Annotated in this window: 15 protein-coding genes; 2 read left to right on the top strand and 13 right to left on the bottom strand. The window is 60.9% G+C overall.

All coding sequences use genetic code 11. The features are described 5' to 3' along the window. Positions 1–2: 2 nt before the first annotated feature. The 11 genes from EXW71_RS12140 to EXW71_RS12090 form a co-directional block, all read right to left on the bottom strand. The gene (locus EXW71_RS12140; RefSeq protein ID WP_123714473.1) at positions 3–308 is read right to left on the bottom strand and encodes a YkgJ family cysteine cluster protein; all 306 of its coding nucleotides are present in this window, start codon (positions 306–308) and stop codon (positions 3–5) included. A gap of 54 nt (positions 309–362) precedes the next feature. After that, positions 363–854 (bottom strand): DUF2878 domain-containing protein, encoded by a 492-nt coding sequence (locus tag EXW71_RS12135; RefSeq protein ID WP_123714474.1) that lies wholly within the window; start codon positions 852–854, stop codon positions 363–365. Further along, positions 847–2118, bottom strand: a complete 1272-nt coding sequence (locus tag EXW71_RS12130) for a cyclopropane-fatty-acyl-phospholipid synthase family protein (protein ID WP_134658815.1) — start codon at positions 2116–2118, stop codon at positions 847–849. Before EXW71_RS12130 ends, EXW71_RS12135 begins: the two co-directional genes overlap by 8 nt. Then, positions 2105–2914 carry a DUF1365 domain-containing protein gene (locus tag EXW71_RS12125; RefSeq protein WP_134658813.1) on the bottom strand — a complete coding sequence of 270 codons (810 nt, stop codon included), beginning with the start codon at positions 2912–2914 and terminating at the stop codon, positions 2105–2107. Before EXW71_RS12125 ends, EXW71_RS12130 begins: the two co-directional genes overlap by 14 nt. Then, positions 2911–4158: an NAD(P)/FAD-dependent oxidoreductase gene (locus EXW71_RS12120; protein ID WP_134658811.1), complete on the bottom strand. Its 1248-nt coding sequence runs from the start codon at positions 4156–4158 to the stop codon at positions 2911–2913. The genes EXW71_RS12125 and EXW71_RS12120 overlap by 4 nt, the downstream gene beginning before the upstream one ends. Then, on the bottom strand, positions 4155–4937 hold the full coding sequence (locus EXW71_RS12115; RefSeq protein WP_123714478.1) for an SDR family oxidoreductase: 783 nt from the start codon (positions 4935–4937) through the stop codon (positions 4155–4157). Before EXW71_RS12115 ends, EXW71_RS12120 begins: the two co-directional genes overlap by 4 nt. Beyond that, the gene (locus EXW71_RS12110) at positions 4934–5356 is read right to left on the bottom strand and encodes a nuclear transport factor 2 family protein (protein ID WP_134658809.1); all 423 of its coding nucleotides are present in this window, start codon (positions 5354–5356) and stop codon (positions 4934–4936) included. The genes EXW71_RS12115 and EXW71_RS12110 overlap by 4 nt, the downstream gene beginning before the upstream one ends. Then, positions 5349–6791, bottom strand: a complete 1443-nt coding sequence (phrB, locus tag EXW71_RS12105; RefSeq protein ID WP_134658807.1) for a deoxyribodipyrimidine photo-lyase — start codon at positions 6789–6791, stop codon at positions 5349–5351. Before phrB ends, EXW71_RS12110 begins: the two co-directional genes overlap by 8 nt. Further along, a complete protein-coding gene (locus EXW71_RS12100) occupies positions 6792–7721 on the bottom strand; it encodes a MerR family transcriptional regulator (RefSeq protein WP_123714481.1) in 930 nt (309 codons plus the stop codon). A 3-nt stretch (positions 7722–7724) separates the two neighbouring features. Next, positions 7725–8684, bottom strand: a complete 960-nt coding sequence (locus EXW71_RS12095) for a DUF523 and DUF1722 domain-containing protein (RefSeq protein WP_123714482.1) — start codon at positions 8682–8684, stop codon at positions 7725–7727. A 112-nt stretch (positions 8685–8796) separates the two neighbouring features. Further along, positions 8797–9783 carry an NAD(P)/FAD-dependent oxidoreductase gene (locus tag EXW71_RS12090; RefSeq protein ID WP_134658805.1) on the bottom strand — a complete coding sequence of 329 codons (987 nt, stop codon included), beginning with the start codon at positions 9781–9783 and terminating at the stop codon, positions 8797–8799. Between the two features lie 240 nt (positions 9784–10023). Between EXW71_RS12090 and EXW71_RS12085 the strand changes: the two genes are divergently transcribed. Continuing rightward, positions 10024–10923, top strand: a complete 900-nt coding sequence (locus EXW71_RS12085) for a TIGR01777 family oxidoreductase (protein WP_134658803.1) — start codon at positions 10024–10026, stop codon at positions 10921–10923. Between the two features lie 14 nt (positions 10924–10937). Beyond that, positions 10938–11960: a ferrochelatase gene (gene hemH, locus EXW71_RS12080; protein ID WP_134658801.1), complete on the top strand. Its 1023-nt coding sequence runs from the start codon at positions 10938–10940 to the stop codon at positions 11958–11960. A gap of 6 nt (positions 11961–11966) precedes the next feature. Here the strand turns inward: hemH and EXW71_RS12075 are convergent, their stop codons facing one another. Together EXW71_RS12075 and EXW71_RS12070 are read right to left on the bottom strand one after the other, a co-directional pair. Continuing rightward, entirely contained in the window at positions 11967–12686 is a 720-nt protein-coding gene (locus EXW71_RS12075; RefSeq protein WP_134658799.1) for a DUF4198 domain-containing protein, read from the bottom strand. Between the two features lie 12 nt (positions 12687–12698). Continuing rightward, positions 12699–14795 carry a TonB-dependent siderophore receptor gene (locus tag EXW71_RS12070; RefSeq protein WP_134658797.1) on the bottom strand — a complete coding sequence of 699 codons (2097 nt, stop codon included), beginning with the start codon at positions 14793–14795 and terminating at the stop codon, positions 12699–12701. Positions 14796–14867 lie beyond the last annotated feature (72 nt).

Below are 14867 nucleotides of genomic sequence, written 5' to 3'. Positions count from 1 at the left end.
CATCAGCGGTAAGCCGTCGCAATCCCTTCACGCTCGGCCAAACACTCCGGCGCTCCCATCTCGAACTCCCGACAAATCAGCGGTCGTTTTTCGTAAATCGTGCACATCATCGTGTCCCGATCCAGTGCCGCGCACCAACCGTCGTCAAGGCGCAACATCACTTCGCCGCCCCAATCATCGGTATCGATATAGCGCTCCGGCACACCGGTATCGGTGATCAGCATGACTTCCAGCTGGCAACAGCAGGCTGCGCATGTCGAGCAGGTGACGGCGGGTTCGGTGATCTGGGTATGGGGGATGTTGGTCATAGGCACGCAGTGTAAGGCAAGCGCGTGATATGCGTATGAATGCTCTGACAGACGTCAGTGCTCCAATTGCCGTGCGATCCAGTGCAGCGTGGGCAATAGCGCGGCCCAGAGCAGCGCCAGGCCGATAAGGGTGAGCGGCGTGCCATAGCCGAAACGCACGCCGGCCAACTGGCTGCCGGCGTAATAAGACAGCGGTCCGCCGATCGCACCCAACAGGCTCGCCCGCCACCATGGCTGAGCGCTCCAGGCCAGGCAATGACGCAGTGTGGTCGCCAGCAACGCCCACAACAGCATCAGCCAAAAGGGAATCAGCGGCCCTGGATAGACGAAATGAAACACCCCAAATGTACGCAAGAACGTATCGATGACGATGCCCAGCAAGGCTACGGCAAGGATCGCCTGGCCTTCCTGGGACCATGAACTTATCCACAGCAAGTGGATGGCCAGCACTGCGGCCCCCACCAGTAACCACCGACTGTCACCGCCGAGCACACAGGCAAACCAGCCGCACTGGAACAGCGCGGCGTTTGCCAACGGTTTAAGCACTGAAGCGTCCGAGCAAGGGCGGGGTGATTGCCGCCGGTTTGGCCAGCAGCAACTGCGCGGTGCCGATCGTTCGTTCCATGAAGCCCCCTTCGCAGTAGCACAAGTAGAACTCCCACAAGCGCAGGAAGTACTCATCGTAGCCCAGCTCGGCGAGCCGCCCATGCGCGCGACGGAAGTTCTCATGCCACAGGCGCAGAGTGCGTGCGTAATGCAGGCCGAAGTCTTCCATGTGCAGCAGGTTCATATCGGTGTCGCGGCTGACGATCTGCAACATATTCTGCACACAAGGCAGGGCGCCGCCGGGGAATATGTAACGTTGGATAAAGTCGACACTGCGCTTGGCCTGTTCGTACCGTTGTTCACGAATGGTGATGGCTTGCAGCAGCATCAGGCCCTGCGGCTTGAGCAGGTGCGCGCATTGCTTGAAGTAGGTGGGCAGGAACCGATGGCCCACGGCTTCAATCATTTCGATGGACACCAGTTTGTCGTATTGGCCGGTCAGGTCACGGTAATCTTGCAACAACAGGGTGACCCGGTCCTGCAGGCCTAAGGTCTCGATGCGTTTTTCGGTGTAGGCGAACTGCTCTTTGGACAGTGTCGTGGTGGTGACCTTGCAGCCGTAATGCTGCGCCGCGTACAGCGCCATGCTGCCCCAGCCGGTGCCGATTTCGAGCAAGTGGTCGCTGGGTTTGAGCGCCAGTTTCTGGCAAATGCGCGCGAGCTTGTTCAGTTGCGCTTGCTCCAGGCTGTCATCGGGCGTCAGGAATTGCGCTGCGGAATACATCATGGTCGGGTCGAGGAACTCTTCGAACAGGTCATTGCCCAGGTCGTAGTGAGCCGCGATGTTTTTCTGCGAGCCCTTGCGGGTGTTGCGGTTCAGCCAGTGCAAAGCCTGAGTGAATGGCCGTGTCAGCCGCGCCAGTCCGCCTTCCATGGCGTCGAGCACGTCCAGGTTGCTGACCATCACCCGTACCACGGCGGTCAGGTCCGGGCTGCTCCAGTAACCATGAATGTATGCCTCACCGGCACCGATGGATCCGTTAGCCGCCACCAGGCCCCACACGGCGGAATCGAGGATCTGGATTTCCCCCAGCAAATGCGCTTCCCGTGCGCCGAATACCTGCCGTTCGCCGTCCTCGATCACGACCAGCTGGCCGTGGCGCAACTGGCTGAGTTGGCGCAGCACCCCTTTGCGCAGCAGGGCGCCGGTTATGCCGTTGACGTTCACGCGATGGGTCTTGACCGATAGGCTAGGGGATTTCATGGCGGTGATCCTTGGTATACCCGACTGCAGTGCGAGAGGCGCCGTCGGCGGCCTGATGGGAAAAAATCGGTGTGCGTTTGAGCAGCAGGCGCAACGCCTGCCAGTAAATCGCCAGGCAGGTCTTGGCGGTCATCCACGGAAAGCGCCACAGGTAGCGATGCAGGCTGGCGCGATCCAATGCTTCCTTTTGCAGGCTCAAGGTGGCGTCGAAGACTTTTTGCGCACCGTGCCAGTCAGCCATATGCACGCCGAGCCTGGCGCCGGGTGGGCTGAAGCTCATGCGATATTCCAGGTCCCGCGGCAAAAACGGCGACACATGAAACGCCTTGGCCACGGCGAAGTGCTGGTGCTCATCGGCGCCCAGGGCTTGGGCCGGCAACACGTAGTGGTAGCGCTCGCGCCACGGGGTGTTGGTCACTTCACACAGGATGGCGGCCAGTGTTCCGTCGGCCTCATAGCAATAGAAGAAGCTCACCGGGTTGAACGCCAACCCCCAACTGCGGGCCTGGGTCAGCAGGCAGATATTGCCTTGTGGCGCTCGCCCCAGGGCCTTAGCGACCTGCTGGCGCACGGCATCGCTCAAACTCATGCCATGGCGGGTGAATTCGCGCAGGTAATCCTGCTGACGAAAGCCAAAGGGCGCCAGGCGACCTGTGCCGGCCAAGGGGGACAGCCCCAGTACTTGATGTTCTTCGCTCAAATCCAGGTACAGCAGGCCGATGCGGTAACGAAAGGCGTGGCCCTTGGGCGCAAAGCGGCGATGGGTGATCCAGCCGCTGTACAAGGCGCTGTTCACAGGCTTTCTCCAAAGGCTTGCGCCACGCGCAGGGCGCTGACGACACCGTCTTCGTGAAAGCCGTTGGCCCAGTAAGCGCCGCAATAGAAAGTGTGACGAGCGCCGTGCAACTCTTCCCAGCGATCTTGCGCGGCCACCGCAGCGAGGCTGTATTGCGGATGGGCGTAGGTGTAGCGCGCGAGGATCTTCAGCGGGTTGATCATCGGCGTCTGATTGAGGCTGACGCAGAAGGTGGTCTCGCTGTCGATGCCTTGCAGGATGTTCATGTCATAGGTCACGGCCGCCTGCGCCTGGGCGTTGCCGGCCAGTCGGTAGTTCCAACTGGCCCAGGCCAGCTTGCGGTCGGGCAACAGGCGTGTGTCGGTGTGCAGCACCACATCGTTGTCGGCGTAGGGCAGCGCGCCGAGAATCTCCTGTTCGGCCTGGCTTGGGTCGGCGAGCAACGCCAGGGCTTGATCGCTGTGACAGGCAAACACCACCCGGTCGAAGGCATCGCTGCCGGCAGGGCTGTGGATAACCACGCCTTCTGCCGTGCGTTCGACCTTATGCACAGGACAATTGAGGCGGATCTGCTCGCGAAAGCTGCGGGTCAACGGTTCGATATAACGGCTGGAGCCGCCTTCGATCACGCACCACTGCGGCCGATTGTTGACCGACAGCAAGCCGTGGTTCTTGAAGAAGCGCACAAAGAACTGCAGGGGAAACCCGAGCATATCAGCCAGGGACATCGACCAGATCGCCGCGCCCATCGGCACGATGTAATGCCGGATAAAGCGTTGGCCGTAGCCGCCCGCTTCAAGGTAGTCACCCAGGGTCATCTCGGCACTGATGCGCTGTTGTTGCAGGTCCAACGGCGCCTGGCGGTTGAAGCGCAGGATGTCGCGCAGCATGCCCCAGAATCCTGGCGATAGAATGTTGCGGCGCTGGGCGAAGAGACTGTTGAGGTTGTTGCCGTTGTACTCGAACCCTGCATGCGGATCGCACACCGAGAAGCTCATCTCAGTGGGTTTGAACGTCACCCCTATCTGCCCCAGCAGACGAATGAAGTTGGGATAAGTCCAGTCGTTGAACACGATGAAACCCGTGTCCACCGCATAGTGTTTGCCCTCGACCGTTACGTCGGCCGTGTGGGTATGCCCGCCAATACGGTCGCCGGCCTCGAACAGGGTAATGTCGTGGCGGCGGCTGAGCAGATAGGCGCTGGTCAGCCCGGCGATGCCGCTGCCGATAATGGCGATTTTCACAGGTCGTCCTTCTGCGGCGGTGGGCTGCGTAGCATGCGTTTGCCGATGATCAGTTGCGCACGGTTGGGCAGTTTCGACAACGGCCACAAAGTGGCGATGAACAGCGCCGGGAAGGCGATTTCCAGCGGCCGTTTTGCAAGCTGGGTGAAGATATGCTTCGCCGCCTTGTCGGCGGGCCAGCTCAAGGGCATAGGGAAATCATTGCGTTCGGTCAACGGCGTATCGACAAAGCCCGGGCTGATCACCGTCACGTCGATATTCTCCGGTGACAGGCTGATGCGCAGCGCCTCGAACAGGTAACGCAACCCGGCCTTGGACGCGCCATAGGCTTCGGCACGCGGCATCGGCAGGTAGGTCACCGCGCTGGCAACCCCCACCAGGTGCGGATGCTGGCCTTTACGCAATAAGGGCAACGCGGCCTCGATGCAATAACTGCTGGCCAGCAGGTTGGTACGTATCACGTACTCGACGATCGACGAGTCGAACTGTTTGGCGTCGACATATTCACAGGTGCCGGCGTTGAGAATCACCGTGTCCAGCGAGCCCCAGGCCGCGTCGATTTTTTCGCCGATCTCGCGCACGGTCTGGCTGTTGGTCAGGTCGCCGGCCACCACCAGCACCTGCCCCGAATAACGTTGGGCGAGTGCTTCCAGCGGGCCTTTTGTTCGCGAGCTGAGCGCCACGTGGGCACCGCTGTTGAGCAACTCCACGGCAAGTGCGGCACCAATGCCGCTGCTGGCGCCGGTCAGCCAATAACGGCGGGGGGGTGTAGGGCTCATCCTATTCTCCTCTTCAGCCAACGGATCAATCGGCCGAATACCGGCAGGTGTTCATAGAGCAGGGCGCCGGCATCGAAATAATCGCGATGGCGGTAGACCTTGTCGTGCCACATCAGGTGTGAGCAGCCTTGCACGTTGATCTCGTCGCCGTGGTTCAGGCGCGGGTGGCGAAAGCTCATGTTCCAGCGCAGGTATCCCTCGCCTTCGGCTACCTGGTCAAAACCCTGGAAGTCAAAACGCAATTGGCTGACTTGGCTGTACAACTGCGTGAAATAACGATGCATCGCGGGCAGCCCGTGAACTTCGTGCAGCGGGTCGGCAAAGACGATGTCTGGGCTGTACAGGCTGTCGAGCAGGTACAGGTTGTGCTTGTCCAGCGCGGCAAAGGCCTGGGCGAATCGTGGCAGGAAGTCACTCATGTCCGGCAACCTCCTGGCGTGGTGGCAGGCTGCGGAACGCAGCCAGTGCGCGTTCGCGGGAGTGTTTCAGGTCGACCATCGGGCGCGGGTAATCGGCCACGCCGAACAGGCCGCCTACCGACTCGGGGTTGTGCACTTGTTTTTTATTCAGCGTGGCCAGTTCCGGCAGCCAGCGCTTGATGAACACACCCTCTGCGTCGAATTTTTCCGATTGGCTCAATGGGCTGAAAATCCGGAAGTACGGCGCCGAGTCGGTGCCGGTGGAGGCGCTCCACTGCCATCCACCGTTGTTGGCGGCAAGGTCGCCGTCGATCAGGTGACGCATGAAGAAGCGCTCGCCTTCACGCCAGTCGATCAGCAGGTTCTTGGTCAGGAACATCGCCACCACCATGCGCAGGCGGTTGTGCATCCAGCCGGTTTCCAGCAGTTGGCGCATGGCGGCGTCGATAATCGGCAGGCCGGTGCGAGCTTGCTGCCACGCAGCCAGCTCCTTGGGTGCCTGGCGCCAGGCCACGGCTTCGGTTTCGGGGCGGAACGCGCGGTGGCGGGAAACCCGTGGGTAGCCGACGAGGATGTGTTTGTAGAACTCGCGCCACAACAACTCGTTGATCCAGGTGATGGCGCCCATGTCCCCGCTTTCGAATTCTCCCTGGTTGGTTTGCAGCGCGGCATGCAGGCATTGGCGCGGTGAGACCACCCCGGCGGCAAGGTAGGCGGAAAGCTGGCTGGTGCCGGGCTTGGCCGGGTAGTCGCGTTCGTCCTTGTAGTAGCTGATCTGTTGATCGGCGAAAACATCGAGACGGCGGCGCGCCTCCTCTTCACCCGCAGGCCAGAGGGCGCGCAAGGTTTCGCTGGGCGGCTCGAATCCTTCAACGCTGGTCGGCACGGCGTCGCTGTCGAGCTTGAGTGGCGCCTGGGCTTTCGGCGTAGCCACGATGAACGGCAAGGCGGTGTGCAGGCGGGTGTAGCAGACTTTGCGGAACTGGCTGAATACCTGAAAGTAAGTGCCGGTCTTGGTCAGCACGCTGCCAGGCTGGAAAAACAGCTGGTCGAGGTGGCTGTGGAAGGTCACGCCATCAGCTTCAAGGGCCTTGGCCACCGCTGCATCGCGGCGGCTTTCGTGGATACCGTATTCCTCGTTGACGTGCACCGATTCAACCGACATTTCCCGGCACAGTGTGCTCAACACGCCCGGCACCTGTGCCCAGGTCGCGGTTGTACGGATCAGTAATGGAATATTCAGCGTGCCCAGTGCCTGACTCAAGTGCTGCAGGTTGCGCAGCCAGAAGTCGACTTTGCACGGTGCATCATCATGGGCCAGCCATTGTTCAGGTGTGATCAGGTAAACAGCTGCCGTCGGGCCTCGCTGGCACGCGGCGGCCAGGGCAGTGTTGTCGTGTAGGCGCAGGTCGGTGCGCAGCCAGATCAAGTGCATTTAAACAATTCCACGCTGGATCAGTATCTGGTGAGCCGACAGTGGATCTTCGGCCACGAACAATTGCGCGGTATCACGGGCCAACGCGGCCAATTCGGCTTGGTGGATGCATACCGCAGGGCCGGCAATCAGCAAGGGGCAAGCGACGCCGCTCAGGTGCTTGGGCAATGCCGGCAACTGGAGCGCTTTGCTCGAGTACAGCACCACGGCGCGAGGTTTCAGATGAGCCACCGCCAGGGCCAGCTCGCCGGCCGGCAGTGGCCAGTCGAAGACTTCCACCGGGCAGTCGGCGCTGCTGGCCAACCAGGCGCACAGCCACAGGTGCGGCTCCACGGGCAAATCGGAATGGTTGATCAGCAGCAACGGGGCGCCATGGAGTTGGCGATTGTTGTGATAGATACGTGCGCCGAACTTGCTACGCAGCCATGACAGGAAAAACACCCGTTCCATTTGCGCGCCGAGCTGGCCTTGCCACTTTTGTTCAAGCTCGTTGAGCAGCGGCAGCATCAATTGCTCACACAGGGTGCGTGGCGGGTACAACGCCATGGCCTGGTTGAAAGCATCGTCGACCCGGCGCTCCGCCAGCTCACCGATGGCCTGCACCAGGGTCTGGCGCAGGGCGTGCCATTCGTTTTCCACGCTGTCTGGCAGGGCTTGGGCAGAGTCAATCAAGTTCTTCACTTGGCTGACCGGCACGCCGCGATTGAGCCAGGTCAGAATGGTGTGGATACGCTGAACATGCTCGGCGCTGAACAGCCGATGGCCCTTGGGCGTGCGCTGGGGCACTATCAGGCCATAGCGGCGCTCCCAGGCACGCAACGTGACAGGGTTGACGCCGGTCTGGCGCGCCACTTCCCGGATCGGCAGCCAGCCATTTTCCAGGGCTTGGGCGATGTCCTCGCCGGGTTCGTCTAGCAGGGCAGCTTTCATGAGTTAGATCGCGTTTCGCAGGCTGAGGTTTTCCGGGTGCGGTTGCAGATAAGCCTGCTGCGCGATATAGCGGTCCGGGTGTTGGCGAAAGTGATGCTTGAGCAAGGTCAGCGGTACCACCAGCGGCACGATGCCGTGACGATATTGGCCGATGACCGTTTGCATTTCTTGCTTATCGTCGGCGCTGATGGCCTGTTTGAGATAGCCGCTGATGTGTTGCAGCACGTTGGTATGGGTGCCACGCGTGGCGCACTTTTTCAGGCCGGTCATCAGCTCGCTGAAATAGCTGGCAGCCAAGTCTTCGAGGATGACGTCTCTGGTCATGCTGCCCAAAAGGTGGCCGACACTCTTGTAATGCGCCGGGCTATGGGCCATCAGCAGGTATTTGTAACGCGAGTGGAAAGCCAGCAGGCGGTGGCGGGTGAGGCCGTCAGCCAAAAGCTGTTGCCAACTGGCGTAGACGAACACACGGGTCAGGAAGTTTTCCCGCAGCACGGGGTCATTCAGGCGACCGTCTTCTTCAACCGGCAGGTTGGGATGGCGTGCGCAAAACGCCTGGGCATAAATGCCTCGACCGCCGCCGTCGATGGGCGTGCCATTGTCGCGGTAGACCTTGACCCGCTCCAGGCCGCATGACGGGGACTTCTGCATAAAGATGTAGCCGCACAGGTCGGTATGTTCCTCGGCCATTTGCCGGCCGTAGTCGCCCAGCGGCTGCGTGACGTTGAGTTCGCGATTCACGGTGCCGACGGCCTGCGGCTGGGCCGGGTCGCCCACCAGGCGAATCGGTTCGCGGGGGATGCCCATGCCGATAGCGACTTCGGGGCATAGCGGCACAAAATCGAAATGGTCGGCGAGGGTTTGGCAGCACAACAGGGATTGTTTGTGTCCGCCGTTGAAGCGCACGTTCTCGCCGAGCAGGCAGGCACTGATGGCGATCTTCGGTTTTGCGGTGCGGGACATGGCCAAACCTCTGTGAAATTCCTGTACAAGCAGCGTGGCTTGTACAACTATCTTCATCATAGGTTTAATATTGTACAAATCAAATATTTTGTACAATATTTTTTGGCGCAGCCTAGGACATGTGTTCGATCAGCCGGCGTGCCGCTTCCTGACCACTGAGCCAGGCGCCTTCCACCCGACCCGACAGGCACCAGTCGCCGCATACGTACAGGCCGAGGTCGGCATCGGCCAATACCCCGAACTCATGGCTGCTGGACGGTCGGGCGTACAGCCAGCGGTGCGCCATGCTGAATGAAGGTGCGGGCATGGTGCTGTGCAGCAATTCGGCGAAGGCGCCGTGCAAGTGCTCGATCACCGCCTCCTTGGATAAGTCCAGGTGGGCTTTGCTCCAGGCGCTGGTGGCATGCAGCACCCAGGTGTCGAGGGCGGTGTCGCGTCCTGGTTTGCTGCGGTTGCGCGCCAGCCAGTCGAGAGGGCTGTCTTGTACAAAGCAGCCTTCCATCGGCGTATCCAGAGGCTGGTCGAAGGCCAGGGCGATGGCCCAGGTCGGGTCCATTTTGACCCCAGCGGCGGCACTCGCCAGCTTCGGCGCGGCAGCCAGCAGAGCCGTCGCTTGAGGCGCCGGCGTAGCGATCACCACGTTGCTGAACGGGCCGTGGCTACCGCCATCGGCGTCCAGCAGGTTCCAATGGCGTTCACCCTGAAACACTTCAGTGATGCGGCAACCAAACTCTACCGGCAGGTCGTCGAGCAAGGCGCGGGTGATGGCGCTCATGCGCGGCGTGCCCACCCAGCGGGTCTGTTCATCGGGGGAGGGGCTGAGTTGGCCGGACTTGAAGTTGTACAACTGTGGCTTCCACTGCTCGGCCCAGCCGTTGCTTTGCCAGCGTTGTACTTCGTTGACGAAGCGTCGGTCGCGGGCGGTGAAGTATTGCGCGCCCATGTCGAGTGCGCCGGCATCACTGCGCTTGCTGGACATGCGGCCGCCACTGCCGCGGCTTTTATCGAAGAGTTGTACGGTGTGCCCCGCGTCTTGTAACGCTCGGGCGGCGGAGAGACCGGCGATGCCGGTGCCGATGATCGCGATGGGAACAGTCATGGGAGGCCTCGTTTACCGTTGGGTACAGCCTACGCCGACACTAATAGCTGTACAATATTGTTTTTTGGTATAAGTTTTGGCGTAACTGTTCTTACAGCGTGACCTATGGTTAAAGCAGAGGCTTGAAACCTGATGGTTCAAACCATGCGGTTCAAGGCCATAGCTACGCCCGATAACAAATGATCCCTGTTTATAAAATAGACCAGTGGCGGGCGGCAAACGTTACATGAGGAGCGTCTTATGCATATTTTGCTGACCGGCGGTACTGGTTTGATCGGTCGCCAACTCTGCCGCTACTGGCTCGCTCAAGGCCATCGCCTCACCGTGTGGAGCCGTGACCCGGAGCAAGTCGCCAAACTCTGCGGCGAGCACGTGTTGGGTGTCGGCCGCCTTCAAGAGGTTATCGGCGCGGTGGACGCAGTTATTAATTTGGCTGGCGCGCCCATTGCCGATCGCCCGTGGACGAAGAAACGCAAGACGCTGCTGTGGAGCAGTCGTATCAGCCTCACCGAAACCTTGCTGGCGTGGATGGAAGGTCTCGAGCAGAAACCCGCCGTACTGATTTCCGGCTCGGCCGTGGGCTGGTATGGCGATGGCGGCGAGCGCGAACTGAACGAGGCGAGCGGGCCGGTGCAGGATGATTTCCCCAGCCAACTGTGTATCGCCTGGGAAGAAACCGCACTGCGCGCCGAGGCGCTGGGCGTACGTGTGGTACTGGTGCGCACGGGCCTGGTGCTGGCCGCCGAGGGCGGCTTTTTGTCGCGGCTGTTGCTGCCGTTCAAACTGGCGCTGGGCGGGCCGATCGGCGATGGTCGGCAGTGGATGCCGTGGGTGCATATAAAAGATCAAATGGCCCTGATTGATTTTCTTCTGCACAAGCCTGACGCCAGCGGTCCTTATAATGCGTGCGCACCCCACCCGGTGCGCAACCGCGAGTTTGCCAAGACGCTGGGCCGGGTGCTGCACCGCCCCGCGTTCATGCCCTTGCCGGCCCTGGCGTTGAAAATAGGCTTGGGCGAGTTGTCCGGGTTGTTGCTGGGCGGGCAGAAGGCCGTCCCCGAACGGCTGCTGGCCGCCGGTTTCACTTTTCAGTTCACTGAGTTGCACGCGGCCCTGGAAGACTTGTCCGGCCGCCTCTAGAGATAGGATGTTGCATGACGGATCACGCGTTGTTATTGGTCAACCTGGGCTCACCGGCGTCCACTTCGGTAGCCGATGTGCGCAGCTACCTCAATCAGTTCCTCATGGACCCTTATGTGATCGACCTGCCGTGGCCGGTGCGTCGTTTGCTGGTGTCGCTGATCCTGATCAAGCGGCCTGAACAGTCTGCCCACGCCTATGCCTCGATCTGGTGGGAGGAAGGCTCGCCGCTGGTGGTGCTCAGCCGCCGCCTGCAACAGCAGATGACCGCGCAATGGACCCAAGGCCCGGTCGAGTTGGCCATGCGTTATGGCGAGCCCTCCATTGAAAGCGTGCTGACGCGGCTGGCAAGCCAAGGTATCCGCAACGTCACCCTGGCGCCGTTGTATCCGCAGTTCGCCGACAGCACCGTGACTACCGTGGTGGAAGAAGCGCGGCGCGTGGTGAGCGAGAAACACCTCGACCTGCGCTTTGCCGTCCTGCAGCCTTTCTATGACCAACCCGAATACCTCGATGCCCTGGTCGCCAGTGCCAGGCCGCACCTTCAGCAGGACTATGATCACCTGCTGTTCAGTTTCCACGGTCTGCCGGAGCGGCACCTGAAGAAGCTCAATCCGAACCATGCCTTTGATGGCGCCACGGACTGCTGTGCCAACGCATCAGCCGAAGTGCGTGCTACTTGTTACCGTGGCCAGTGCTTCAGTGTGGCGCGGGATTTTGCCGCGCGTATGGGGCTGCCCGAAGATAAGTGGTCGGTGGCTTTTCAGTCGCGTCTGGGGCGGGCGAAGTGGATCGAACCCTACACCGAGGCCCGTCTTGAGAGCTTGGCTCAGCAAGGTGTGAAAAAGCTGCTGGTGATGTGCCCGGCATTTGTCGCCGATTGCATCGAGACGCTGGAAGAGATCGGCGATCGCGGGTTGGAGCAGTTCCGCGAAGCGGGTGGCGAGGAGTTGGTGTTGGTGCCGTGCCTCAATGACGACCCGCAATGGGCAGTGGCGCTCAACACCTTGTGTGAAAGAGCGCCGTTGGACCTTTGAATGCGGTCACTCGTGGTGGAGTTCGCCGAGGAACGTCAGCGAGGTGAATAGCCCGCGCGTCGCCACATCGGGGTTGTCTTTAAGCGGCACCTCGACTTGTGCGGCGATCACATTCAAGCCTTCGTTACGTACCAACACCTGGGCACGCCCGTCTTTATCGGTCTCGGTGCTCAAGGTGTTCGGTGCATTGCGATAGTCGCCCACCAGCTTGATCCCGGCCGCCGGCTTGCCGTCGAGCAGCACTCGCACGGGCAATGACTTGCCCGGCCCCACTGTCAGCGGGTCGGCCTCCGGCAGAATCAGCAGTTTGAGCGCGTCGAGTTTGGGCAACTTGGCGCCCGGTTCGTAGATCGCCAGGCTGTACTTGAAGGTTTGCGTCGACTCAATGGCCCCAGGCACCTGGGTACGCCCCTTGTTGATCCACTTTTTATCCGCCGTCTGCGACCACATGCCGTTATCCAGCGCGACGGCCAATATCGCCGGTGTCTTGAGCGGCTTGAGGCGTGCGTGATCGTCGAGGCGCTCCACGGTCACCGGGATCATTTTACCGCCGGCGTCGTAGGCCCAGGCGCCGCTGATCTTCTGGGCGTTGAAGGCGTTGTCCTCGGCACCATGGCCGTAGATCACTTCGATGTTGCCGCGACGTTGTTCGGTCCACAGGCCATGGGCCGATGCCTGAGTGGCGAAGAGCAGGCCGATCAAGGCGAGGGGTTTGAGCGGGAGCATGAGAAGGTCCTTTTACAGGTTGAGGGTCAGGCTCAGGGTCAGGTTGCGCGGCTCGCCGGGGGCAACCCAGTAGGTGCTGTAGGAGCGCTCGTAGTATTTTTCGTTGAACAGGTTGTTGAGGTTCAGGCCCACGGTGACCTGCTCGGTAGCTTTGTAATGGGCCAGCAGGTCGACGGTGTGATAGGCCGGCAATTCGAAGCGACTGCCCGCCTCTCCGGAGCGGTCGCCGACATAGGTGAATGCCGCGCCCAGGTCTGAACCACGCAACGCGCCATCCTGGAATTCATACACACCGAGCAGGCTGGCGCTGCGCTTGGGCACGCCGAGAATCCGGCTACCGGCTGGAATGGCTTTATCGCCCTTGGTGACCTCGGCATCGATGTAGGCGAACGCGCCGATCACGCGCACGGCGTCGGTCACTTGCCCGCTAACTTGCAGATCAAAACCCTGGCTGCGGGCCTTGCCCATGGCGCGCTGAGTGTCGGTGGCCGGATCCAGGGCCAAGACGTTTTCCTTGTCGATATGGAAAGCGGCAAGGGTTGTGCTGAGGCGGTCGTCGAACAGCTCGCTCTTGATGCCCACTTCATACCCCACGCCTTCTTCCGGCTTGAAGGATTTGCCAGCGGCATCCAGGCCGTTATTGGGTTTGAACGACGTCGAGGCATTGGCAAACAGGCCGACTTGCGGTGTGAGCTGGTACAACAGGCCGGCGCGCTGGGTCAGGGCGTCGTGGGTTTGCCGGCTCTTGGCATGGTTACGGGTGAAGTCGTCGGTGCTCTGTTCGAAATGCTCGAAGCGTGCGCCGACCATACCGCGCAGGCGGTCAGTGAAGACGATCTGGTCCTGCAGGTTCAGTGCCTGGCTTTTGACCTGTTCGTAGACGTCTGTGCCGGAGCGCGTGCCATCGGGTTTGGGCTGACCATAAATGGGGTTGTAGAGGTCGATGGCGTAAGGGCTGCCGGCAATGGCGGTGACACGTTCTTTCTTGCGGTAGTCCTCGTATTCGGTGCCGACCAGCAGTTCGTGTTGCCAACTGCCGATATCGAACCGGCCGCGCAGTTCCAGTTGGGTAATGCTGTCGTGCCAGCCGGTGGAGCGTTCACGGTAGCGGCGGTTGACGGTGTGGCCGTCGGCGTTCAGTGCCCGGCTTTCCGAGGCATCGCCCCACAGGCTGCCTTGCTTGTAATGGCTGGCCAGGCGTAATTGCCAGGTGTCGTTGAGGTTGTGTTCGATAGCGGCCTGAAGGCGATTGTTATGGTTACGGATATTGCCGTCGTTGGGTTCGCCCAAGAATGTGGAGTGGGACATGCCGGTGTTGGCGACGATGCCTCGATCGAACGTGGAGCTGTGGCGTACGAATTCGCTTTCTACGAGCAAGTGGGTGTCCGGGCTCAACTGCCAACTGAAGGACGGCGCGACAAACACCCGCTGGGCATCCACGTGATCGCGGAAGCTGTGGTTGTCCTCCACCGCCACGTTGACCCGCGACAGCACGTTGCCTTCGCTGTCCAGCGGCGTGTTGACGTCTACGGCAGTGCGGTAGCGGTCCCAACTGCCGGCACTGGTCTGCACAGTGGTGAAGGCGTCCGGCTGGGGTTTCTTGGTGACGATGTTCACGGTGCCGCCCGGATCTCCACGGCCATACAGGCTGGCAGCGGGCCCCTTGAGCACTTCAATGCGTTCGATATTGGCCGTGTCCGGTGTGCTCGGGTAACCGCGGTTGGCGCTGAAACCGTCCTGATAGAACTCTGATGTGGTGAAGCCACGCACACTGTATTCATAGAGCGTCAGGCCACCGAAATTGTTTTGTTTGGAGACGCCGCCTGCATATTCCAGGGCGCGCTCCACATTGTTACTGCCCAGGTCCTTGAGCACCGTGGCAGGGATCACGCTAATGGATTGTGGGATGTCGCGAATGGCGGTGTCAGTTTTGCTCGCACTGGCGGAGCGGGTGGCACGGTAGCCTTCAACCGGGCCAGTGGCGGATTCATAAGCGCCGGTGGTGACGCTGATGGCGTCCAGTTCAACGGTATTGTCTTCGGCGTAGGCGGGGTCAAGCAGCAAACCCAAGGCCAGGCCGGCCAAGGGCACAAACTTTCGAGACGACATGGTAGAGCGTTCCAATAGCGATATTGAAACAATATAACATGCCTAATGAGAATGAATTGCTTTGAAATAGTT

It is taken from the genome of Pseudomonas sp. BCA17 (assembly GCF_004519405.1).
Classification (GTDB): domain Bacteria; phylum Pseudomonadota; class Gammaproteobacteria; order Pseudomonadales; family Pseudomonadaceae; genus Aquipseudomonas.
This window is presented reverse-complemented; position numbering and strand designations above follow the sequence as displayed.

Coding starts and splice junctions, on each gene's coding strand:
- EXW71_RS12140 (WP_123714473.1), bottom strand. CDS start 308: ATGACCAACATCCCCCATACCCAGATCACCGAACCCGCCGTCACCTGC.
- EXW71_RS12130 (WP_134658815.1), bottom strand. CDS start 2,118: ATGAAATCCCCTAGCCTATCGGTCAAGACCCATCGCGTGAACGTCAAC.
- EXW71_RS12115 (WP_123714478.1), bottom strand. CDS start 4,937: ATGAGCCCTACACCCCCCCGCCGTTATTGGCTGACCGGCGCCAGCAGC.
- EXW71_RS12110 (WP_134658809.1), bottom strand. CDS start 5,356: ATGAGTGACTTCCTGCCACGATTCGCCCAGGCCTTTGCCGCGCTGGAC.
- phrB (WP_134658807.1), bottom strand. CDS start 6,791: ATGCACTTGATCTGGCTGCGCACCGACCTGCGCCTACACGACAACACT.
- EXW71_RS12100 (WP_123714481.1), bottom strand. CDS start 7,721: ATGAAAGCTGCCCTGCTAGACGAACCCGGCGAGGACATCGCCCAAGCC.
- EXW71_RS12095 (WP_123714482.1), bottom strand. CDS start 8,684: ATGTCCCGCACCGCAAAACCGAAGATCGCCATCAGTGCCTGCCTGCTC.
- EXW71_RS12090 (WP_134658805.1), bottom strand. CDS start 9,783: ATGACTGTTCCCATCGCGATCATCGGCACCGGCATCGCCGGTCTCTCC.
- EXW71_RS12085 (WP_134658803.1), top strand. CDS start 10,024: ATGCATATTTTGCTGACCGGCGGTACTGGTTTGATCGGTCGCCAACTC.
- hemH (WP_134658801.1), top strand. CDS start 10,938: ATGACGGATCACGCGTTGTTATTGGTCAACCTGGGCTCACCGGCGTCC.
- EXW71_RS12075 (WP_134658799.1), bottom strand. CDS start 12,686: ATGCTCCCGCTCAAACCCCTCGCCTTGATCGGCCTGCTCTTCGCCACT.
- EXW71_RS12070 (WP_134658797.1), bottom strand. CDS start 14,795: ATGTCGTCTCGAAAGTTTGTGCCCTTGGCCGGCCTGGCCTTGGGTTTG.